Raw genomic sequence first — 21,219 nt, forward strand, 5'->3', positions numbered from 1 at the left:
TGAACCGCGCTTGAGCGGATAGTTCATGCGCCATTCAGAAGGCCGTGGGACGTCGTATCGAAATTAGCGCCGCAATGATCCGGTGACCATGACGATTACTTCGCCGTAATGGATCTTGTTGGCGCACGGCGGGCCACATACGTCCTGCCGTGAGGGGGGAAGTCCTGGTCCGCCAGTCTCGGCGGTGGAGTGCCCCATGAAAAAATCCCTTATCCTCGCGGGCCTTGCCCTTGTCGCAGCCAGCGTCTCAGCCCTGGCCGCGCCAGATCCCTCCCCCTCGCCTGTCGGCGATCCGAAAGTCGCCTCCTCCGAAGATGGGAAGTACTTCGATGCCTCGGGCAACCCGACTTACCACATCGGCCCCAACGATAATGTCGACTGGTACACCTTCTCGGGCTATCGCCGCTTCAACGGTGCATGCGAGGTATGTCACGGCTTCGACGGCTCAGGATCGAGCTTCGCGCCCGATCTCACCCAGTCGCTCAAGACCATGGGCTACGCCGACTTTCAAAACATTGTCATCAACGGCAAGCAGTCCGTGAACACGGCCGAAAGCCTGGTCATGCCCGGGTTCGGCACCAATAAAAACGTGATGTGCTACCTCGACGATATCTACGTGTACCTCAGGGCGCGCGCGGATGGCGCGCAGGGGCCCGGCCGGCCGACGTCGCACGAGGACAAGCCTGCGGCGGCTACGGCGAATGAAAACGACTGTATGGGACCATAGCTCGTGCGCTCTGACAGGCTTGCATCGTACCACGCGTCTGCGCGGCGGCCCGTCGGAACAAGTCCTTAGGGCGATTACAACAGCATAACGTATTCATATCGGTCGATTTTCATCCTCTTCAAGAAGCGCGTTTGCGTAATGGTGCACCCTTACGCAAACGACCGAATTTCACGGCCGGACCCTTCTCCTAAGTTCGTTGCAATCGCTGCGCCGGCGCCGGCCGACACTCATCGGCGCCGATGACGCGGCGGGAGAAACTAGCACTCAAGGAGAGGAAGCATGACAGTCATCAAAGTCTCGAAACTCGCCATCGCCGCCGTTCTGATCGCGACACCGGCGGCCGCGCTCACGATCGACAACCAGGATGCCGCCGAGCTCAAAGTCGGCATCGATGAGGGCGAAACGGAGCACGTCGAAACCATTGCGGCCGGCAAGGCGGGCGATCTATCCGCCAAGTGCAAGGACGGCTGCGGCCTGACAGGACCGTGGGGTTTCTCTTGGATGGCGGAAACCGGCGACAAGCTCACCTTCAAGGACGGTAAGCTGAACGGAGCCTCGACGGTCGTCGGCACCATTACGCAGTAAATCGCGATCCCTTCCAGCTCTCACGGCTGGAAGTGCTACCCGCGCTTCGGGTCCCCCCTTGAGACCCCGAGCGCGCAGCCGCGTGCCCCCCGCGCGGCTCTGGGGCCGGGAGCCCGGCGTATGGGTCCCTGGTGCCGGCCCCCGGCCCCGCTTTCCCAATCCATGCTACGAAAAAAATTGAGCCCCGTCGCGCTGTCCGGCGACCGGGGCTCTTTGTCATCGGTAACCTGCCCAGCTGAGCCGGGCTTATGAGGCGAGGCTCTGGCGAACCGGCCCAGATCTTGGCCGAGCTTCCGCCCTCGCATGACGCTCTACAATGATGTGTTTTGATGGGCTCGGGTACGCGAAGCTTGAGCTGCAGCAGCTCGCGCTAGCCAAGCCTGGACCCCACTTCAGCGCAGGATCCAAGTGAACGACCGGGTGGCGTCATCCTTCCTCCATTGCTGTTGTTCCGGGACCGTGATCGCAACAGTGCGCCGATCGTACGCAACCGCCGCGATCACGGCTATTGATGACAACCGTCCTCACAACCGGGGGGTGCTGCGGCCAAACGGGCGAGGTGCGGACCCCGCTCAAAAATGACGTCGGCAGCGACGGTCATCTCTTTCAGAGTTGGTCCAAGGGACGTTTCTGTCAAGCCCGTTCGAGGCCCCTACGTGATGACGCGTGGTCTCGTTTGCGGCGCAAAGCGTTGTTGTATCACCCTAAAGCGCCCCGAGGTTAAGCCGCCGTTACGAAAACCTGTCGAACAGCGTTGCGCTTCCCGTTATGGAGGCGCCATGGCAAAGGGCGACGATTTCGAGATTTTCCTGGCGACGGCACCGGGCCTGGAGTCCGTGCTGTGCGACGAAGTCAAAGCGAACGGGTTTCGCGCGCCCAAAGCCGTCCCAGGTGGCGTCACCATCGAGGGGCGCTGGCACGACGTCTGGCGCGCCAATCTCGTGATCCGCGGCGCGAGCCGCGTCATCGCCCGCTTCGCCACGTTTCGCACGACCGAGCTCGCGGATCTCGAGAAACGTGCCCGCGCGCTGCCGTGGGCGAAGGTCTTGCGCGCCGATCGGCCGTTCCGGGTGGAGGCGACGTGCTCCCGCTCGCGCATCTATCATTCGGGTGCCGCGGCAGAGCGCATTCAGACTGCCATTCAAAGCATTCTCGGCACGCGTTCCGCCGATGATGCGTCCGTCACCATCAAAGTCCGTATCGAAAACAATCTCTGCGCCCTCAGCATCGACACGTCGGGCGAGCTTCTGCACAAGCGCGGCTTCAAGGAGGCTGTCAGCAAGGCGCCGATGCGGGAGACTCTGGCGGCGCTGTTTCTGCGTCAGTGCGGCTTCGGCGGCCACGAGCCCGTGATCGATCCGATGTGCGGCTCGGGGACGTTCGTCATCGAGGCGGCCGAGATCGCAGCTCGTCTTCCGCCGGGACGAGCGCGCCGGTTCGCCTTCGAAGAGCTGGCGACGTTCGATGCTGACGCCTGGCAGCAGCTCCGCTCGGCGAGAGTGGCGGGTGCCGTCATGCCTGCCGATCGCTACTTCGGCAGCGATCGCGATGCGGGCGCGGTGGCCATGAGCCGGGAGAATGCCGAGCGCGCGGGTGTCGCCGCCTTCACGGAGTTCCGGCAATGCGCGGTGAGCGGCCTCGCGGCGCCCGCCGGCCGACCTGGGCTCGTCATCGTCAATCCGCCCTATGGGGCGCGCATCGGTGACAAGGCGAAGCTCATCGCGCTCTATCGCTCGCTCGGGCAGACGGTGCGCGAACGATTTGCAGGCTGGCGGGTGGGGCTCATCACGATCGATGCTTCGCTTGCGAAGGCGACGGGCTTGCCATTCGCGCCGCCAGGCCCTCCGGTTGCACATGGCGGCCTGCGCGTAACGCTGTTCCGGGCAGGCCGCCTTTCATGAGCCATCCGGGGCCCGCTGCGCGCAGATGGCGCAGGCTCATCATGGAACCATTCGCGACACTTTCTATTTGATAGCGCTCCAAAAAAGGGAGCTACCCTCAATGCTCAAACAGATTGCAACCGCATCGCTCGGCGAGGAACGCGCGCGCCAGCTCAAGCACCACCTGCACGCACGCCTACAGACCGCGCGCAAGCCGCTGCACGTTGTAAACCGCTATTTTGCTGCCCCTTTGCATCGCGCGGTGGTCAATCCGATCAACCGCGCGCGTCACGAGGGACGCACGGATCGCAAGCTCGAAATCGGTCCCGGCTCGGATGTGCTCGACGGCTTCGAGACACTCGACGTGATCACCGGCAGCAACGTCACCTACGTCGGGCAGGCCCTTTCGCTCCCTTTTCGCGATGATACTTTCCAAGTCGTGTACGCCAGCCACATCATAGAACACGTACCCTGGTACCAGGTTCCGATGGCGCTCAAGGAATGGGTGCGCGTGTTGCAGCCCGGCGGGCAGCTCAAGGTGTGGACGCCGGACGGGCTCAAGATCGCCAAGGCCTTCGTCGAAGCGGAGGAGAGCGGCGAGACCGATTTTCACAAGGATGGATGGTGGCGCTTCAACGAAGGGCACGATCCGTGCGTATGGGCGTCCGGGCGCTGCTTCTCCTACGGCGATGGCACCGGGCGCAACGATCATCCCAACTGGCACCGCGCTCTCTTCTCGCCGCGCTATCTGAAGCAGCTCTTCCGCGGCGCGGGGCTGGTCGAGATCCGGGAGATGGACCGGTCGGAGGTTCTCGGTCACGACCACGGGTGGATCAACCTCGGCGTCTGCGGCACGAAACCGAAGCTCGAGGGCTGATCAACGCGACGCGCTCCGGCCCAAAACATCCATCTCCGCCAGGATCGGATCGGGAAGATCCTGGCGCGCACGCTACGCCATCGATCCGTCGACGCACTGACATCATTCTGATAGATTGAGCATGCGAGGGGCGCGCAGGGAAAAACGGGGGGAAATGAGATGACAACCGGGCTTCGCATGTTGGCCGCCGCGATCGGGTGGTTTGCCGTCGGCCTTCAGTACTGGCTCGTCGTGACCGGCGACATCGGCCCCGATCCGGTCAATCGCACGATCAACTTCTTCAGCTACTTCACGATCCTGACCAACATCATCGCGGCCCTCGCCATGACCGTGCCGCTCGTCGCGCCCGGCTCCATCCTTGGCCGCTTCTTCAATGCCCCGTCGATCCGCACCGCCATCGCCACCTACATCATCGTCGTCGGCGTCGTGTATCATCTAGTTTTGCGCGATCTCTGGGATCCGCAAGGCTGGCAGTGGATCGCCGACATGAGCCTGCATTACGTGACACCTGTGCTCTTCGCGCTGGACTGGCTGCTGTTCGTGCCGAAGCGCTCCGTACCGTGGGCCACGGCCATGCACGCCCTCGCCTATCCGATCGCCTATATGGGCTGGACGCTGTGGCACGGCTCCTGGAGCGGTTTCTATCCGTATCCGTTCGTCGACGTGTCGCAGATCGGGCTCGACAAGACGCTGCAGAACGCCGCCGGGATGACGGTTGCGTTCCTCGTCCTGTGTCTGGTCCTGATCGCCGTCGGGCGCCTCCTCGGCCTCTTGCAACCCAGCGCCCGACCCACCGCAGCCTAGAGCCGGCTTTCCGCCGCGATGTGATACGCTCCGGGCACGAAGCGCTAGTAGACCCCAATGCCTGCGATCCTCGGACTCATCCTGCTCACTTCGTTGGCTCTGCTCGCGACCGCGCCGGCGGTCGTGGCAGCAGATGCACATGTCCCAGCCGAGGAGCTTCGGTCGGCGAAGCCCGGCAGCATCTTGCGCCTGTGGCCGCTCGAGGGTGGCGTTCCATCCGACTACAAAGGCTTCCGCATCCTGTACCGGTCCACCGGGCACGATAACGAACCGATCGCGGTGACCGGCGCCCTGATGTTTCCCGAGGACGCGGGTTCGGGGCCGCCGCGCGCCGTGGTCGCGTGGGCGCATCCGACCTCGGGCGTGGTAACGCGCTGCGCGCCGACGCTGATGCCTGATCTCGCCGGCACCGTTCAGGGCATCGATTACTTCACCGACGCCGGCTATGTCGTCGTCGCCACCGATTACCCCGGTCTCGGCGGGCCTGGACATCACCCCTACCTGGTCGGGGCCAGCGCGGCGCGGGCGGTGCTCGATTCCGTTCGCGCGGCCCGGCAGCTCAAGTCCGCACATGCCGGAGACAGATTCGTCGTCTGGGGTCATTCGCAGGGCGGCCACGCGGCGCTGTTCACGGGGATCGAGGCGGCAAGCTATGCGCCGGAGCTGAAGCTTCTCGGCGTGGCCGCGGCGGCTCCGGCGACCAATCTCGTCGATCTGTTCGAAGCGGATAAGAACACGAGCAGCGGGCGCAGCCTGACGTCGATGGCGCTCTATTCGTGGTCGCGCGTGTTCGGCTTCCCGGAGTCGCGCTTCGTCGTGCCGCGGGCCGAGAAAGCCTTTGCGCGGCTTGCCGGCGATTGCATCCTCTCGCTCGCCGATTTCATGCGCGAAGACGAGGACGAGAAGGCTCTGGCGCGGGACTTCCTGGTGTCCGATCCGGCGACGGACCCGACCATTCTCGAGATCATGACGCAAAACACTCCGGGGCCGACACCACGCCACATCCCAGTGTTCATTGCGCAGGGCACCGCCGACGAACTCGTTCGGCCGAACATCACGCGCGCCTACGCGCGCGAGATCTGCCGGCAGGGTGGCACCGTGACGTTCCATTCGCTCCCCGGCGGCACGCACCTCTTCGCTGGGCGGGACGGCGCCTATGCGGCTTACGAGTGGATGGGCCTCTTGTTCGCCGGTCGGACGCCGAAGAACGACTGCGCGGCTGCCACCGAGTGACAGCTCAAAGCGCTCAATCATCCTGACTCTCAGCGCACTTTTTCCCATTATAGCTGTGCACGGATCTTTTCGCGCGCTGTTGCTCCGCTCTCGTTGCTCACCCGCAACACATTTCTATACTCACACCGTAGACATTTTGCGCGATACGGGTTTAGACGTGGAGGCAGGATCGGGGCGTACCGGGGAAAGCGAATGTCTAGCTTCAAGTTCAGTGTGTCGGCGTTCGCGCTGATTGCGGCGACTGCCTTTGCACCGTCCGCGTTTGCCCAAGATGCACAAGAGGCATCTCAAGAGGTCTCATCAGAGTCCGTAGAACTGCCGGGCGTGATCGTCGAGGCCGCGCCTGCGAAACGCAACGTGCGGAAAGCGAAGCTGCGCAAGAGCGCGCCGCAGCAGGCTAGCCAGCCCGTTCTCGATCAGCAGGTGGTGCAGGGTGAGAAGTTTCTGCGCACGGTGCGCGATACGACGACCAGCGTCGGCATCGTGACTGGGCAGGAGATTGAAGATCGCCAGATCCGCGACATGAAGGAGGCGATCCGGCAGACCGCCAATGTCGTGACAACCGATAACAGCACGGGATTTGCTGTCCGCGGTTTGAATTCGGAGGGGCAAACGGGGCTGCAGCACATTTCCGGAGTACCGCTTATTGGCGTTGTCATCGATGGTGTGACGCAGAATCCGGATGCGGTGAGACGCGGCGCTCGAGCGCTTTGGGATGTCGAGCAAGTGGAAGTGTTGCGCGGCCCGCAATCGACGCTGCAGGGCCGTAACGCGCTCGGCGGCACGGTCGTCGTCAAGACCAACGACCCGACCTACAAGCTCGGCGCAGTTGTCGAAGGCACGATCGGCACCAATGATCTTTACGGTACAGGTTTCGTCGTCAATTCACCGATCGTGGCAAGACAGTCAGCGTTTCGCATTTCCGGCTACAAGACCGGGACCGAAAAAGGCATCGACTTCGCGGATGCTCGCAACCACCCGATGGGGGAAGATGAATATTCGACACTGCGCGGAAAGTTGCTCATCGAGCCCGACAGCCTTCCCGGCTTCAGTGCGCTTTTCACCATCGCGCACACCGAAGACGCGCCCGGCAGCGCCCAGGTATCGGGCCCAAACTTTTTTGACCGGGAATTTGCGTACGGCGCCGCATTCACTGATTTCCGCGATGCCACAGCCGACAATTATGCGTCAGACATCTCCTACGAGTTCATACCTGGGCTGACCATCCGCAGTGTGACAGGCTATGGCGAAACGGAAACCGTCATCAAAACGCCGGCCGGTGCGGCATTCGTGCGGGATGGTGACCACACCGACGGCAAGGACTTCACCCAGGATATCACGCTCGAGATAGACAATCGGGGCAACGGTCTTTCCGGCGTGGTCGGTCTGTTCTACGGCTCGTTCCAGCGAGACAACCTATCCAACCAGACAGCCAACCTCGGCTACTTCTTCGGCGGCCCGGACAATTTCGTACCGTATTACAACGGTACTTTCTCGGCCGAAACCACTAGCATCGCAGCCTACGCCGATCTTCGCTACCGCTGGGATAGATGGGCGTTTCTCGCTGGCGGCCGGCTCCTTCGTGATACCGTCGAAACGGACGAGGTGAGCACGCTTCTCGATACCGAGACGTTCACTTACGTTTTCGCGGACGAGCACAACAAGGCGACGTTCAACGAGTTTCTGCCGAAACTCGGCATCACTTATGATTTGACCGACAATCAAACAGTGGGCTTCACCTTCAACAAGGGTATCGCACCGGCTTCGAGCGGCGCGGCGCGGATAACACTCTCGCGACTGTCGCGCCAGAGTATCTCGATGCGTATGAAATTTCCTATCGCTCGAACTGGCTGAACAGGACGCTCGATTTCAACGCCAACGCCTTCTATTACGACTATACTGATCAGCAGGTCGCCGTTCTGAATGACACGTATGGAGTTGCCGAGATCTTCAACGCCGGCAGCTCGCACGCCTATGGCGCCGAATTCGAAGCGCGCTGGAGGCCCATTCCGCCGCTGCAGATCTTTGCCTCGCTCGGCCTTCTGCAAACCGAGTTCGACGAGATGTTCTATCAGGGCGCCGATCGTGCGGGGAACGAGTTTCCTGAAGCCCCTTCCTACACGTTCGCGGCAGGCGCGATGTATCGCTCTGAGGCTGGCTGGTTCTTAGGAGCCAATGTGCGTCGCATCGACGGCTACTACTCAACCGGAGACATCACGAACAACAAGCAGCGTTTTGGGGTCGATGCCTATACCGTCGTCGACGCGCAGGCCGGCTATACGTGGGATCATTATACGCTCACGCTGTTTGCCAAGAATCTGTTCGACGAGGAGTACATCACTGCGGTGGACCGTCGACATGAGCCTCCGCTTTCTCCCTCCTACGCTTTCATCGGTGAAGAGCGCACGTTTGGGCTGACGCTGACCGGGAAATTCTAGCGCTATTGCCGCTTGCAACTGCTCGACGGGCCGTGGCCGATCTCGCATAGTGCGAAGCAAGCTGCGGCCCGTTTGCATTTCCGCGCAGAATGCGGGCCGCCGGATCTGCGAGAGGCGTGCCATGAGCCAATCCATCGCTTCGCTATTCCAGCGCCTGACGCAGGGCGTTTACGTGATCGGCGTTGCCGATGGCGAGACGACGAACGCCTTTACCGCCGCCTGGGTGATGCAGGTGTCGTTCGACCCGCTGCTGCTGGCCCTCAGCATCAATTCCAACCACGCGTCGTATGCGGTGCTCTCGCGGGGACGCGTTTTCAGCGTCAACGTGCTCGGCAAGGATCAGCTCGCGGTGGCCGCCCATTTCGGCCAGCCGGCCGGCGCTCGGAAACTGGCCACGACGGCGTGGACGACCGGACAGACCGGCGCGCCGCTGCTCGCGGACGCGGTTGCCTGGTTCGACTGCACGGTGACCGACCAGCATCCGGCTGGCGATCACGTGCTGGTGGTGGGGCGCGTCGTCGATGGGAGGCTTTTGGATCCGGACGCGACGCCCCTCAGCTACCGGGACACCGGTGCCCTGGACGGCGCCGCGGCACTGTTCCCCGCCACGTTCGGGAACGGGAGCCGGTAGCGGCTCGCTGTGAACCGTTGCGCTCGCTGATCCGTATTCAGCGGGCCCAGGATGAAACCCCGGCAGGGGACCGTCGGCCTGGAAACCCGACGTGGAACCTCTTATATCCCGCCGTCCACGTTCTTATTTCGCCCCGCGCCGTTGGGTTGCATTGCCGCCGCCGGGGCGTCGCGCTACCTAGGCCCCATGAGCAAGCTTCCCAAGAAATCCGCCGCCCCCCGCGCCGGCTCCGAGCTGATGAAGACCATCCATGTCCGGGGCGCGCGCGAGCACAACCTGAAGAACGTCGATCTCGAGATCCCGCGCGACGCGCTCGTTGTGTTCACGGGGCTTTCGGGCTCGGGCAAGAGCTCGCTCGCCTTCGACACCATCTACGCCGAGGGCCAGCGCCGCTACGTCGAGAGCCTCTCGGCCTATGCGCGCCAGTTCCTCGAGATGATGCAGAAGCCGGACGTCGATCACATCGACGGCCTGTCGCCGGCCATCTCGATCGAGCAGAAAACAACGTCCAAGAACCCGCGCTCGACGGTCGGCACGGTCACCGAGATCTACGACTACCTGCGCCTTCTGTTCGCGCGCGTTGGCGTGCCCTACTCGCCCGCCACGGGCCTGCCCATCGAGAGCCAGACCGTGTCGCAGATGGTGGACCGGGTGCTCGAGCTGCCGGAAGGCACGCGGCTCTATCTGCTGGCGCCCATCGCGCGCGGGCGCAAGGGCGAGTTCAAGAAGGAACTGGCGGAGCTGCAGAAGAAGGGCTTCCAGCGCGTCAAGATCGACGGGGCCTTTTACGAAATCCCGGACGCGCCAAAGCTCGACAAGAAGTTCAAGCACGACATCGATGTCGTCGTGGACCGTCTCGTCGTGCGTGCGGACATCGCCAAGCGCGCGGCCGACAGCTTCGAGACCGCGCTTCAGCTCGGCGACGGCATCGTCTTCGCCGAACTCGCCGACAAGCCGCTCCCGAAGGCCGACACGGAAGGCGCCAACAAGAGCAAGAACGAGACCCACGAGCGCATCACGTTCTCGGCGCGCTTTGCCTGCCCCGTCTCCGGCTTCACCATCGAGGAGATCGAGCCGCGGCTGTTCTCGTTCAACGCGCCGGCCGGCGCCTGCCCCGAGTGCGACGGCCTCGGCACGGAGCTGCAGTTCGAGCCCGACCTCGTCGTGCCCGACAGCACACTCTCGCTCAAGGGCGGCGCGGTTTACCCGTGGTCGCGCACCGGCAACACGTCGCCCTACTACGAGCAGACGCTGGAATCCCTCGCCAAGCACTACAAGGTGTCGATGGCGACGCCGTGGGAGCGGCTGCCCAAGCACGTGCAGCTCGCAATCCTCTACGGCACCGACGACGAGGAGGTGACGTTCACCTACTTCGACGGCGCGCGCAACTACAAGACCACCAAGCCCTTCGAGGGCGTGATCGGCAACATCGAGCGGCGCTGGCGCGAGACGGATTCCGACTGGGTGCGCGAGGAGCTGTCGCGCTATCAGGGCGCGCATCCGTGCGACGCCTGCAACGGCTATCGGCTCAAGCCGCAGGCGCTGGCGGTCAGAATTGGCGGCAAGCACATCGGCGAGGTGGGCGATCTCTCGATCAAGGCGGCGAACGCGTGGTTCTCCGAGATCCCGAAGACGTTCACCAAGCAGCAGACCGAGATCGCGACGCGCATCCTCAAGGAAATCCGCGAGCGCCTCGCCTTCCTCAACGACGTCGGGCTCGAATACCTGACGCTTTCGCGCTCGTCCGGCACGCTGTCGGGCGGTGAATCGCAGCGCATCCGGCTCGCGTCGCAGATCGGCTCGGGGCTAACCGGCGTGCTCTACGTGCTCGACGAGCCCTCCATCGGCTTGCATCAGCGCGACAACGACCGCCTGCTCGGCACGCTCAAGCACCTGCGCGACCTCGGCAACACCGTCATCGTCGTCGAGCACGACGAGGATGCGATCCTGACCGCCGATTATGTGGTGGACATCGGCCCCGGTGCCGGCGTGCACGGCGGCGAGGTGATCGCGGAGGGCACGCCGCCCGAGATCATGGCCAATCCGAAGAGCCTCACCGGGCAATATCTCTCCGGCGCGCGGCAGATCCCGCTGCCGAAGCAACGGCGCAAGCGCGAGAAGGGCCGCGCGCTCAAGATCACGGGCGCGCGCGGCAACAACCTGCAGAACATCTCGGCCGAGATCCCGCTCGGGCTCCTCACCTGCATCACCGGCGTCTCGGGCGGCGGCAAGTCCACGTTCCTGATCGACACCGTCTACAAGGCGGTGGCGCGCAAGCTCTCGAACGCGCGCGAGCATCCGTCTCCGTTCGACAAGCTCGAAGGCCTCGAGAACCTCGACAAGGTGATCGACATCGACCAGTCGCCGATCGGGCGCACGCCGCGCTCGAACCCGGCGACGTACACGGGCGCCTTCACGCCGATCCGCGACTGGTATGCGGGCCTGCCCGAAGCGAAAGTGCGCGGCTACGGTCCGGGGCGCTTCTCGTTCAACGTCAAGGGCGGGCGGTGCGAAGCCTGCCAGGGCGACGGCGTCATCAAGATCGAGATGCACTTCCTGCCCGACGTCTACGTCACGTGCGACGTCTGCAAGGGCAAGCGCTACAACCGCGAGACGCTGGAAGTCACCTTCCGCGACAAGTCCATCGCCGACGTGCTCGACATGACGGTGGAGGAAGGGGCGCAGTTCTTCCAGGCCGTGCCGCCGATCCGCGACAAGCTCGAGACGCTGGCGCGCGTCGGCCTCGGCTACATCCACATCGGCCAGCAGGCGACGACGCTTTCGGGCGGCGAAGCGCAGCGCATCAAGCTGTCGAAGGAATTGTCACGGCGCGCGACGGGGCGTACGCTCTACATCCTCGACGAGCCGACGACCGGCTTGCACTTCCACGACGTGGCGAAGCTGCTCGAAGTGCTGCACGAGTTGGCGGATGCCGGCAACACGGTGGTGGTCATCGAGCACAATCTCGAGGTGATCAAGACGGCCGACTGGATCATCGACCTCGGCCCCGAGGGCGGCGACGGCGGCGGGCGCATCGTGGCGCAGGGCACGCCCGAGGACGTGGCGGCGGTGAAGGAGAGCTACACCGGTCGGTATCTCAAGGAGCTGCTGGTGCGTCGGTCAGGTCGTGCCGGAGGCGTGCAAAGAACAAACACTGCCGAAGGCGGACAAAGCAAGAGCGGCAACGGCAAGAAGCAGGCGGCGGAGTAGCCTTCGCCCACCCTTGAGGGGAAGGTCGGAGACGATTGAGTATCGCCTCCGGCTGAGGGGCGTCTTCTCCTGCGCGCCGTCAGGCGAGCTTGTCGCGAATGTAGATCGCGATCGCGCACGACAGCAGCCAGAAGCCGCCGCCTATGCCGAGGACGCCGTATTCGACCGGCGTGCCGCCGCCGAACAGCTTCACGAGGGCCATCGCGAAACCGACGAGCCCGCCCAGAAGCAGCACCCAGACGATGAAATCGAGCACCGATTTATGCATCCCTTGTCCTCCCAGGTTCTCGTCTTCTTTTTATCCCTCGCACACTAGCCACTTTGTGCCGCGCACGGAATAGGTGCGCGCAGTGGCGCTTGCCTTCTGGGCCGCCCGCATCGCGGCGGCCGGTCAGGCGCCAGGGCCGCGCGCTTTCAAAGCGGGGCGGAACGTGTTTGAGTGCGGCCCGACCGCATCGACCCACAACGGACGGCCCCCGCGACGCCCATGGCACGACAAGCAGCACAAACGGCCGGTCCGCCGGGCCTTCTGGACACCCTGCGCCACTACTACGAATCCGACACGGCCGAGGCGCACCGCTTCCGCTACGCGCTGCTGGCGTTCGATATCGTCACCGTGGCCTTCATTGTCGCGACGTCGTTCGTCCCGCGCAGCGACCTCATCGAATGGCTCGACGTCTTTTTCGGCCTCGTGATCCTCGCCGACTTCGTGGCCCGCTTCGCCATCAGCCGCCGCCGCCTGCGCGACCTCGCGCATCCGGCGACCTGGGCCGACGTCGCCGCCATCATCTCGTTCCTGGCTCCGGTGGTCGGCGAGGCCGGCGGCTTCCTGCGCATCCTGCGCACGGTGCGCCTGCTCGCCACCTATCAACTACTCTGGCGGCTGCGCCAGGACAGCGCCTGGTTCCGCCGCAACGAGGACGTGGTCATCGCCGCCGTGCACCTTGCCGTGTTCGTCTTCATCATGACGGGCCTCGTCTACGAGACGCAGCATGCCATCAACCCGCTGATCAACAACTACGCCGACGCGCTCTATTTCACGGTTTCCTCGCTGACCACGACGGGCTACGGCGACATCGTGCTCAATGGCACACCGGGCCGGCTGCTCTCGGTCGTGGTCATGATCCTCGGCGTGACGCTGTTTCTCAATCTGGCGCGTGCGGTGCTGCAGCCGAGCAAGGTCCGTTTCCGCTGCCCGAAGTGCAGCCTCATGCGCCACGACTATGACGCCGTGCACTGCAAGGCCTGCGGCGAAGCGTTGAACATCCCCAACGAGGGGCTTTAGGGCGAGAGGGGGCGCGTCCGAGGACGTGGCGGCGGTGAAGGAGCGTTACGCGCAAGCCATCGTGGCCGCTCATGACCCCAAGCGGACTTCAGTCTTCTTCAAGACCAAAGACGGCTCTTATGCTGAAAGCAAGACGCCTGGCAGCGGTCGGCGCCGAAGAACTCTCCACCAGCTGATATTCGAAATCAGGTAACGCTGGTAGGCCGAGAGGGCCCGATACGATCTGAAGAGGCGATACCACACTACGGGCCGCCATCACTGAAACGCCTAGACCAGCTTCAGTCGCGGTTACTAGACCAGATACTCCGCTGCTGCTCAGCGCAAGGACCCAACTTCGCTCAGCGCGCTCGAGGGCGTCCAAGGCGAGCCTCCTCCATGAGCAAGTCGGCGGGAAGAGAACTAGCGGCAAGGGTTTTTCGGCTTCGAAGGTAAACTCTTGGCCGGAGACCCAGACACGCTTGTCTCGGCTTAGTACGGTGCCCAAGTTTTCCCCTACCTCAACATTTACGATCGCGACATCTAAGGCGCCTGAGTCTACCAGCGCCCTGACTTCGGGTCCCAGACTGATAGTAACCTCGAGCGAGACAGCAGGATGCTGGCGACGAAATTGAGCGAGCAGCAACGCCAGTATCTTATTGTCAAAGTATTCAGGCGCGCCAAAGCGTACGGTTCCGGAAACATTGGCTGTCGAGAGAAGCCCCTCAGCTTCCCTGTGCAGGGAAAGAATTTTGCGAGCAAATCCGAGAAGGAGTTCGCCGTCGGCGGTGAGTTCAACCTTGCGTGACGGTCCGCGCTCAATGAGTTTTCGACCGACTTGGTCCTCCAAGCGCTTAATCTGAAGACTGATGGCAGGTTGTGTAAGGTTTACCAATGAAGCTGCGCGGGTGAAGCTGCTGGTTTCTGCCACAGCAACAAAGCTTCGTAGCTGGCTGGTGTCGAGGATCAATGAACTACCTCTGTTACTCGTGTCGACCCAGCTGGGGTGCCCTCGCGCTGAATGGTAACGTGGCCCATTCCGCTCAGGCGGACCAGCCGCAAATGGAAGACATCAAGTCGAAATAGTACGCAGTATCGTCTGCACCCAAACTTATCTGGGCAACGCCGAGAACAGTGAAGGCAATCCCTGCCGCTCTGGCAACCCATAAGCCTTTTGGCATTGTCTTTTCCGCGACGACCAAGGTGGTCAGCAGGGCCATCCAAACCAGATTCATCATGCCGCCAGACCAAACGAGCAGCATGAGTAGCCAGCAGCATCCAATGCAGAACAGTGCATGTCGAACCCCCACTTGAAAGGCACCAGCAAGACCTGGCTCATAATAACCGATAAGGAAGCCGAGCGGCGATCTGCACTTGCTTAGACAAGCGTGTTTTGCGCCGCTCCATTGAAAGAGCCCCGCACATATCAGAAAGATACCGCTGATAGCCGGCACTGCAAATTTCATCTGGTCGTCAATGATCATCAGTGTTCGCATCGTATCCTGCAGAAAGGCCGCGACGACGGCGTAGCCTCCCCATACGATCAAATAAGCAACTCCGAACACGATCGTTGGTGTTGATTGCTTCGATGATTGATCGAGGTCCGTGCTCAGGCGATGGAACGTCTTCACCATTGGAATGGCCGAAGGAGCCATCATCCCGATTGTCATAAGTATCCAGAGCGCGACTTCGTCCGTGAACTCCCCCCCAGCATGCGAAGTCCAATGGATCGATAGTACCAAGGCCCATGCCAGGACCGTAGTGATGATAAGAGTGGAGAGTACGGCATTGGGACTTGCCAGACCCGTGAGATAGGCTGTTCGCATCGCTGGCTCTTAGGCACTTTGATACGTGAAGGGACTGTAGCCGCCTGCCCGACCCGAGAACTTCCAGTTCCATTCATAATCTTTCAACACCACTTCGTCGGATTTGGCGGCCACGAGTGGCTCTCCGGGGGCGAGTCCAAGCGGCTGTCCGACGATCGTTGTCTCACCGCCCTTTTGGCCGACGATGGCCTTGATTGTCGCCTTCAGGACACCGGGAATGTCGACGCTTCTTTTTTTGCCCTCTCCTTCGAAGGAAATCGGAACTTGACGCACGCCGATAAAGCGCTCGAAGAAACTAGCTAGCGCTGCAGGATGCCCTCCCGCCTTTCCTGTAAAAATTGATTCTAGAGCCGCGTATTGGTCTGGGGTGGCCTTGCTGTCGATGTAGAGCGCGGCGAGCCATTTGACTTGCTGCATGTGACCGTCCGCTCTAGCGGCAAGCGCAACGTTGAGCCCGTCCAGTGAAACATCTCTGTAGTGGCCAGTGCGGACCGTCCACGCATAGATGACGTTGCAGTCTCCATGGCTTGGTGCACTTTCAAAAATGCACGGGCAGACGGTTTCGCAACTGCAGGCTTCAAAATAGTTTCCGTGAAGCCGCCACGTCGACGCGTTGGCGGCTTCCGCTGCTTGAGCGGCATGCTCACTAATTTTTAGGAGCGCCGCCGCACCTGCCGTCATCAATGTTTTCTGAAGGATCTCTCGCCGATTCATAAGCTACCTCAGCAGAATGAAGATTGCCTCCGTACATCGCACAACAAGTTGGGACCGATAAAATGAAGAGTTGTTATCGCAGGCATTTGCCGACGTTATTGGCAGTGTTTGGATATTGTTCCGTATACGCCTTAAACCGATAACATCTCGTTGTCGGGTATCGTCCATTGATGATCCCCTTGCAGCATGCTCGTGAGCATACCCGGCCCAGTCGCATGCTTTTCAAGGAGCGGCAGGCAAACGATGTCCGCTCATGGCCCGGGGCGGACGTCCCCCGCTGAACTTATCCCCGCCCTCTCCACTCGCCCTACCCTCTCCGCATCCCGCCTGGACACGAGGGCCGCTCTCGCGAGGCGTCGCTTTTGAGGCAGGCGGGAGCAGGTCGGGGTATGGCCACGCAGCCATACATCCCGAGGCTTCGCCGACACGCCCGGGTGAAATTCCCCGGCACCGTGAAAGGATGAGAAAGTCGGGTATGCCAACAATCCTGCGCGGGGCGGTGTGGACGCCGCCAGCAAAAAACACATAGACGCGGTGCCCTCATCGCCCCGCCCCCTCGTGACCTCGAACGGTAAGCATCGCGCCGCGCCGGTCGCATACGCACGTCCGCTCTTCGAGCCTGCTCGGACGGTTTCGCCTGCGCAATGCGTTGCGGCTAGCCTCGCGTGGCGGCATAAGAGCGGCTCAGGCGTGCGCGCCGAAGGTCAAACCCGGCACCAAGTTGCCGTGGCGCACAGCGGCAGCGGGATATGCGAGTCCGCATCCCGGTTTGTTTCACGGCCTCGTTGTCCCGCTCCCCGCGCTTTCGTTCTGCTCTTTGAACCGATGCGAACACACACCGACGAGGCCAACCGCCTCGCGGCTATTCCCGCACACAGTCGAGCCCCGCAGGCACCACGGCCGTTGATCCACAGGGTCGACGCTCCCCCGTCGGCCAGTTAGATTGACGCCATGAGCAACACCAAGACCAAAGCGCGCCCAGGCGAGACGATCGAGGGCGGGACCGTTCACGCACTGCCGCCGGAATTGCAAAAGGCGCTGCAGACAAACAAAGCCGCGCTCGCCACCTGGCGTGACATCACCCCGTTGGCCCGTAACGAGTGGATTTGCTGGATCCAATCTGCCAAGAAGGCCGAGACGCGGGAGCGGCGCATTATCTGGGGCTGCGAAAATCTCGAAGCCGGCAAGAGGCGGCCGTGCTGCTGGCCGGGTTGCAAGCACCGGTAAGGCAGACCGCGACAGACGTGCTATAGCGCGCTGCCTTCCTGCCCCGCGTCGGAATCGAACGACCACACACGGACCACATCAATGAGCACCCTTCCGCCCTGCCCGAAATGCAAGTCCACGTTCACCTACGAGGATGGCAGCCTCTTCGTCTGTCCGGAGTGCGCGCACGAATGGAGCGCCGCACCTGCACTTGAGACAGAAGGCTCGGATGACGGCGTGATCCGGGACTCGGCCGGAAACATCCTGCAGGATGGCGACACCATCACCGTGATCAAAGACCTGAAGCTCAAAGGCTCATCGAAGGTCATCAAGATGGGGACGAAGGTGAAGAACATCCGCCTCGTCGGCGGCGATCACGACATCGACTGCAAGATCGACGGTATCGGCGCCATGAGCCTCAAATCCGAGTTCGTGAAGAAGGCGTGATCGCGGAAGACCGCCGCACGCTGAAACGCGCCTTATCCCGCGTCGCCAATCGATTGCAGCTATCTTTCCGCTTCGACCCACAGCAGGCCGTCCACGCGGGATGAAAGCCGATGCCTAGGTCTGGGGGGCCGCGCGATGCTTCTTCTTATGGGCATATTTCGATACAGGCTTGTGCGCGCCGTGTGATTTTGGCGAACCGGCGTGAGGCCTTGGAGCCTTAGGATGGCTTCTCGGCGCCTCACCCTTGCGATGGGGATGACCGCCGGTCTTGCCGTTCTTTCGATCTCGCCACGGCGTCTTGGCGCGGACGTCCGGTTGACGGTCGGACGACGCGGTGGCGGTTCTGGGCTCTCCATCTTTGCGCGCCGGGGCCGCGTGGGCCGGATTGCTCCGCATCCCAGCATCGTCCCCCATGGATGCGCCGATGCGCGTGATCCGCCCTTCGTTGGGCTTCATGGAGCGCGCGGTCTCCGCGAACTTGTCCGCGAATTCGGCGGCGATCTGGAAGCGCGTGTCGCGGTCGAAGATCTTGATGGCGCCGATCTCGGACTTCGTCACGTCGCCGGCGCGGCAGAGGAGCGGAAGCAGCCAGCGGGGATCGGCTTTGCGCTCACGGCCGATATCGACGCGGAACCACACCATCTCGCGGCCGTGGTCCCGCACCGGGCGCGGGGGGCGGCTGTCGCGCGGGCTCGCGCCGTTGTCGCGATCCTGCGGCGCGTGACTGCGAGCTTCGCGTGCATGATCTGGCCGATGTCTGGACCGCTCCCGCGGTGCCGGCGAACGGGCATCGCGCCGAGGCGGCGGACCGGTATCCTCGGCCAGATCTTCCGGGGCAGGAAGCCCGGCGCGATGCACTCGGGCAAGAGCGAGAGCGATCTCGTCCGCGGTGCGTCCGGCCTTAAGGGCCTCTGCGAGCTTGATGTCCTCCTCGGTTGCGGGGTCCGTGAAAATGGCGCTGGCGAGAAGCCGCTCCTGGTCGCGCGCACGGATCTCTTCGGCAGTCGGCGCGGGGCCCCACGTGACCTTCAGCTTGGCACCGGCCAGCAGCGCATCTGCCTTGCGCCGGCGATTGAACGGCACGATCACCATGCACAGGCCCTTGTTGCCGGCCCGGCCCGTGCGGCCTGAGCGGTGAAGGAGCGTCTCGGCATCATTGGGGAGATCGGCGTGTATGACGAGCGCGAGGGCCGGCAAGTCGAGCCCGCGCGCCGCCACATCCGTCGCCACGAGAACACGGGCGCGGCCATCCCGCAGAGCTTGCAGCGCATGCGCGCGCTCGTTCTGGGTCAACTCTCCCGAAAGCGCCACGGCGGAGAAGCCCCGCTCCACGAGGCGCGCGTGCATCCGCTTCACGGCTTCGCGCGTGGAGCAGAACACGATCGCGGCAGCCGCCTCATAAAATCGTAGCACGTTGACGACTGCGTTCTCCGTATCGCCCGGCACGACGCGAATGGCCCGATAGTCGATATCCGCATGCTGCTCGTTGCGCCTCAGCGTCTCGATGCGAACGGCGTCGCGCTGGTAGCGCCCCGCCAGCGCTGCGATCTCGCGTGGCATGGTGGCGGAGAACAGCAGCGTCTGGCGGCTTTCCGGTGACGCATCGAGAATGAATTCCAGATCCTCGCGGAAGCCGAGATCGAGCATCTCGTCGGCTTCGTCGAGCACGACGGCGGCGAGCTTGCTCAGATCGAGGCGCTGCCGCTCCAGGTGGTCACGCAGACGCCCGGGCGTGCCGACGACGATATGGGCGCCGTAGCCGAGCTGGCGGGCCTCTGCGCGCGCATCCATGCCGCCGACGCAGGCCACGACACGCGCGCCGGTGTCCTTGTAGAGCCAGTCGAGCTCGCGCTGCACTTGGAGCGCCAGCTCTCGCGTTGGTGCGATGATCAGGGCCAGCGGCTCGGCGGCCTGCGGCAGACGTTCCGCGTCTCCGAGCAGCGTGGGGGCGATGGCCAATCCAAAGGCTACCGTTTTCCCCGAGCCGGTCTGGGCCGAGACCAGCAGATCGCGTGCTGCCGTGTTGGCTTCAAGGACCGCCAGCTGCACTGCCGTTGGGATCGAGTAGCCGCGCGCGGCAAGGGCGCGCCCGAGCGCGGGATGAGCTAACGGGAAGGTCATGATGAGAAACGCTTTTCGAATGAAGGCGGCACTAGTGGCTCCCCTTGGGGAGCCGACGGCGCACACTGCCTGGGATCTCGCGATTTGCGATGCCTAGCCGGTTTTCGGCGTTCTCACCAGCGGACACGTTGGCTCGCCTCCCTGGCAGGGCCACAACGTCATGGGCAGGCGGCGCCGCGTGCCTTCCCCTCGCTCGCTAAGGCTCGAGTTGTGTAGGCCGCTTCACCCTCCTGGCATCGCGATAGTTACCATGTCACCGCGCCGGTCTTGAAATCCTGCGCCGCGCCACCTTCACTCCGAGAAAGGCGTTTCAGGACGTCGCGGCCGGCATTGGGTGGGCACCGAACCGTTGCGTTCTCGGTTCAGCGTAGATCCCAGCCATGGAGCCTCGGCATGCGCGTGCGTTCAGCCTCTCTCGCCCTCTCAACCGTGACAATTGTATTAGGCGTTGTCTGCGGCCACGCCGCAGCAGCACAGCTCTGGCCCTCGCCCCCCGTGCTCACGCTCGTGCAGGACGACGGCGAGCCGGAGCCCACGCCCGCCCCGGCTGAGCCCGACCCCGGCAACGTGTTCGAGCCCAAGACCTATCCGGCCACGCCCGAGGATGTTGAGGCGTGCATGAAGACCTGGGATGCGCAGACCGGCATGAGCAAGGAAGAGTACCGAAGATCCTGCCAGCAGACGCTCAAGTATTTCCCCGAGCAGCCGAACTGATACCCGGCCAGATCGGAGAAGCCCGATAGATCTGGATTGTGCCTGTGTCTCAAGGCGATGCGTTACGCCGGAAACAATTCGGCTAACTGAGCGTTTGCAAGCGCGCCAACACTGAGAAGCCCCCGACAAAGGAGGAGCCCATGTCCATAACAAAAGTTGGCCTCGCCCTCGCCGGCACCCTCGTCCTCATGACCACAAACGCCAACGCCGCCATCGTCTGCAACGAGGAGGGCGACTGCTGGCGCGTCAAGGAGCGCTACGAATACAAGCCCGAGTTCCGCCTCCACGTCTACGAAGACGACTGGCGGTGGCCGGACGCCGAGGGCCACCGGTACCGCTGGCGCGAGGGCCGCGGCCGCGGCTACTGGCGCAACGGCGTCTGGATCGAGTTCTGATCCACACGTGACGTGAAGCTGTTTGGTGGTGGCTCGCGCCGGCATGTGCCGAGGCTCGGCGTCGGGCGGTGCTGTCGCGTGTATGCCGGGACGGTGCGGCGGGCTCGCTCGGACTCTTGATTTGCCGTGCGTTGTCCACAGGTCATTAAC

The 21,219-nt window shown here is 63.1% G+C and carries 19 protein-coding genes and 1 pseudogene; 15 read left to right on the plus strand and 5 right to left on the minus strand.

Features of this window, described 5'->3' with window-relative positions:
* Nucleotides 1-196 precede the first annotated feature (196 nt).
* From CS1GBM3_RS03765 to uvrA, 10 genes and pseudogenes are all read left to right on the plus strand, one after another.
* Nucleotides 197-727, plus strand: coding sequence for a c-type cytochrome, methanol metabolism-related (locus tag CS1GBM3_RS03765; RefSeq protein WP_072391593.1), 531 nt, complete (start codon nucleotides 197-199; stop codon nucleotides 725-727).
* 279 nt (nucleotides 728-1,006) lie between these two features.
* Nucleotides 1,007-1,312, plus strand: coding sequence for a hypothetical protein (locus CS1GBM3_RS03770; protein ID WP_072391596.1), 306 nt, complete (start codon nucleotides 1,007-1,009; stop codon nucleotides 1,310-1,312).
* A 779-nt stretch (nucleotides 1,313-2,091) separates the two neighbouring features.
* Nucleotides 2,092-3,213, plus strand: a complete 1,122-nt coding sequence (locus tag CS1GBM3_RS03775; RefSeq protein WP_072391599.1) for a THUMP domain-containing class I SAM-dependent RNA methyltransferase — start codon at nucleotides 2,092-2,094, stop codon at nucleotides 3,211-3,213.
* Between the two features lie 100 nt (nucleotides 3,214-3,313).
* A complete protein-coding gene (locus tag CS1GBM3_RS03780) occupies nucleotides 3,314-4,069 on the plus strand; it encodes a class I SAM-dependent methyltransferase (RefSeq protein WP_072391602.1) in 756 nt (251 codons plus the stop codon).
* 159 nt (nucleotides 4,070-4,228) lie between these two features.
* A complete protein-coding gene (locus CS1GBM3_RS03785; RefSeq protein WP_072391605.1) occupies nucleotides 4,229-4,873 on the plus strand; it encodes a Pr6Pr family membrane protein in 645 nt (214 codons plus the stop codon).
* Between the two features lie 57 nt (nucleotides 4,874-4,930).
* On the plus strand, nucleotides 4,931-6,106 hold the full coding sequence (locus CS1GBM3_RS03790; RefSeq protein WP_072391608.1) for an alpha/beta fold hydrolase: 1,176 nt from the start codon (nucleotides 4,931-4,933) through the stop codon (nucleotides 6,104-6,106).
* Between the two features lie 192 nt (nucleotides 6,107-6,298).
* On the plus strand, nucleotides 6,299-7,960 hold the full coding sequence (locus tag CS1GBM3_RS03795) for a TonB-dependent receptor (RefSeq protein WP_072391611.1): 1,662 nt from the start codon (nucleotides 6,299-6,301) through the stop codon (nucleotides 7,958-7,960).
* Nucleotides 7,912-8,544 (plus strand): annotated as a pseudogene (locus tag CS1GBM3_RS20215) (TonB-dependent receptor); the annotation flags it as partial. The gene CS1GBM3_RS03795 and the pseudogene CS1GBM3_RS20215, both read left to right, overlap by 49 nt.
* 121 nt (nucleotides 8,545-8,665) lie before the next feature.
* Nucleotides 8,666-9,175 carry a flavin reductase family protein gene (locus CS1GBM3_RS03805; RefSeq protein ID WP_072391617.1) on the plus strand — a complete coding sequence of 170 codons (510 nt, stop codon included), beginning with the start codon at nucleotides 8,666-8,668 and terminating at the stop codon, nucleotides 9,173-9,175.
* Between the two features lie 237 nt (nucleotides 9,176-9,412).
* On the plus strand, nucleotides 9,413-12,385 hold the full coding sequence (gene uvrA, locus CS1GBM3_RS03810; protein ID WP_171946445.1) for an excinuclease ABC subunit UvrA: 2,973 nt from the start codon (nucleotides 9,413-9,415) through the stop codon (nucleotides 12,383-12,385).
* A 79-nt stretch (nucleotides 12,386-12,464) separates the two neighbouring features.
* On the opposite strand, the gene CS1GBM3_RS03815 is transcribed toward uvrA, so the two are convergent.
* Nucleotides 12,465-12,653, minus strand: coding sequence for a hypothetical protein (locus CS1GBM3_RS03815; protein ID WP_072391623.1), 189 nt, complete (start codon nucleotides 12,651-12,653; stop codon nucleotides 12,465-12,467).
* Between the two features lie 219 nt (nucleotides 12,654-12,872).
* On the opposite strand from CS1GBM3_RS03815, the gene CS1GBM3_RS03820 reads away from it, so the two are divergent.
* Nucleotides 12,873-13,670: a potassium channel family protein gene (locus CS1GBM3_RS03820; protein ID WP_072391626.1), complete on the plus strand. Its 798-nt coding sequence runs from the start codon at nucleotides 12,873-12,875 to the stop codon at nucleotides 13,668-13,670.
* Between the two features lie 88 nt (nucleotides 13,671-13,758).
* Here the strand turns inward: CS1GBM3_RS03820 and CS1GBM3_RS03825 are convergent, their stop codons facing one another.
* The 3 genes from CS1GBM3_RS03825 to CS1GBM3_RS03835 form a co-directional block, all read right to left on the minus strand.
* Entirely contained in the window at nucleotides 13,759-14,616 is an 858-nt protein-coding gene (locus tag CS1GBM3_RS03825) for a LysR substrate-binding domain-containing protein (RefSeq protein WP_072391629.1), read from the minus strand.
* A 73-nt stretch (nucleotides 14,617-14,689) separates the two neighbouring features.
* Nucleotides 14,690-15,472: a DUF2182 domain-containing protein gene (locus CS1GBM3_RS03830; protein ID WP_072391632.1), complete on the minus strand. Its 783-nt coding sequence runs from the start codon at nucleotides 15,470-15,472 to the stop codon at nucleotides 14,690-14,692.
* Between the two features lie 9 nt (nucleotides 15,473-15,481).
* On the minus strand, nucleotides 15,482-16,153 hold the full coding sequence (locus CS1GBM3_RS03835; RefSeq protein WP_083567253.1) for a DUF1326 domain-containing protein: 672 nt from the start codon (nucleotides 16,151-16,153) through the stop codon (nucleotides 15,482-15,484).
* A gap of 984 nt (nucleotides 16,154-17,137) precedes the next feature.
* Between CS1GBM3_RS03835 and CS1GBM3_RS03840 the strand changes: the two genes are divergently transcribed.
* Together CS1GBM3_RS03840 and CS1GBM3_RS03845 are read left to right on the plus strand one after the other, a co-directional pair.
* Complete coding sequence (locus CS1GBM3_RS03840; protein WP_072391635.1) at nucleotides 17,138-17,413, plus strand: YdeI/OmpD-associated family protein; 276 nt, start codon at nucleotides 17,138-17,140, stop codon at nucleotides 17,411-17,413.
* A gap of 81 nt (nucleotides 17,414-17,494) precedes the next feature.
* The gene (locus CS1GBM3_RS03845) at nucleotides 17,495-17,839 is read left to right on the plus strand and encodes a zinc ribbon domain-containing protein YjdM (RefSeq protein WP_072391638.1); all 345 of its coding nucleotides are present in this window, start codon (nucleotides 17,495-17,497) and stop codon (nucleotides 17,837-17,839) included.
* A gap of 114 nt (nucleotides 17,840-17,953) precedes the next feature.
* Here the strand turns inward: CS1GBM3_RS03845 and CS1GBM3_RS03850 are convergent, their stop codons facing one another.
* Nucleotides 17,954-19,960: a DEAD/DEAH box helicase gene (locus CS1GBM3_RS03850; RefSeq protein ID WP_072391641.1), complete on the minus strand. Its 2,007-nt coding sequence runs from the start codon at nucleotides 19,958-19,960 to the stop codon at nucleotides 17,954-17,956.
* A gap of 393 nt (nucleotides 19,961-20,353) precedes the next feature.
* On the opposite strand from CS1GBM3_RS03850, the gene CS1GBM3_RS03855 reads away from it, so the two are divergent.
* Nucleotides 20,354-20,674, plus strand: a complete 321-nt coding sequence (locus CS1GBM3_RS03855) for a hypothetical protein (RefSeq protein ID WP_072391644.1) — start codon at nucleotides 20,354-20,356, stop codon at nucleotides 20,672-20,674.
* A 140-nt stretch (nucleotides 20,675-20,814) separates the two neighbouring features.
* On the plus strand, nucleotides 20,815-21,069 hold the full coding sequence (locus tag CS1GBM3_RS03860) for a hypothetical protein (protein ID WP_072391647.1): 255 nt from the start codon (nucleotides 20,815-20,817) through the stop codon (nucleotides 21,067-21,069).
* Nucleotides 21,070-21,219 lie beyond the last annotated feature (150 nt).

Source organism: Hyphomicrobium sp. CS1GBMeth3, from assembly GCF_900117455.1.
GTDB lineage: Bacteria > Pseudomonadota > Alphaproteobacteria > Rhizobiales > Hyphomicrobiaceae > Hyphomicrobium_C.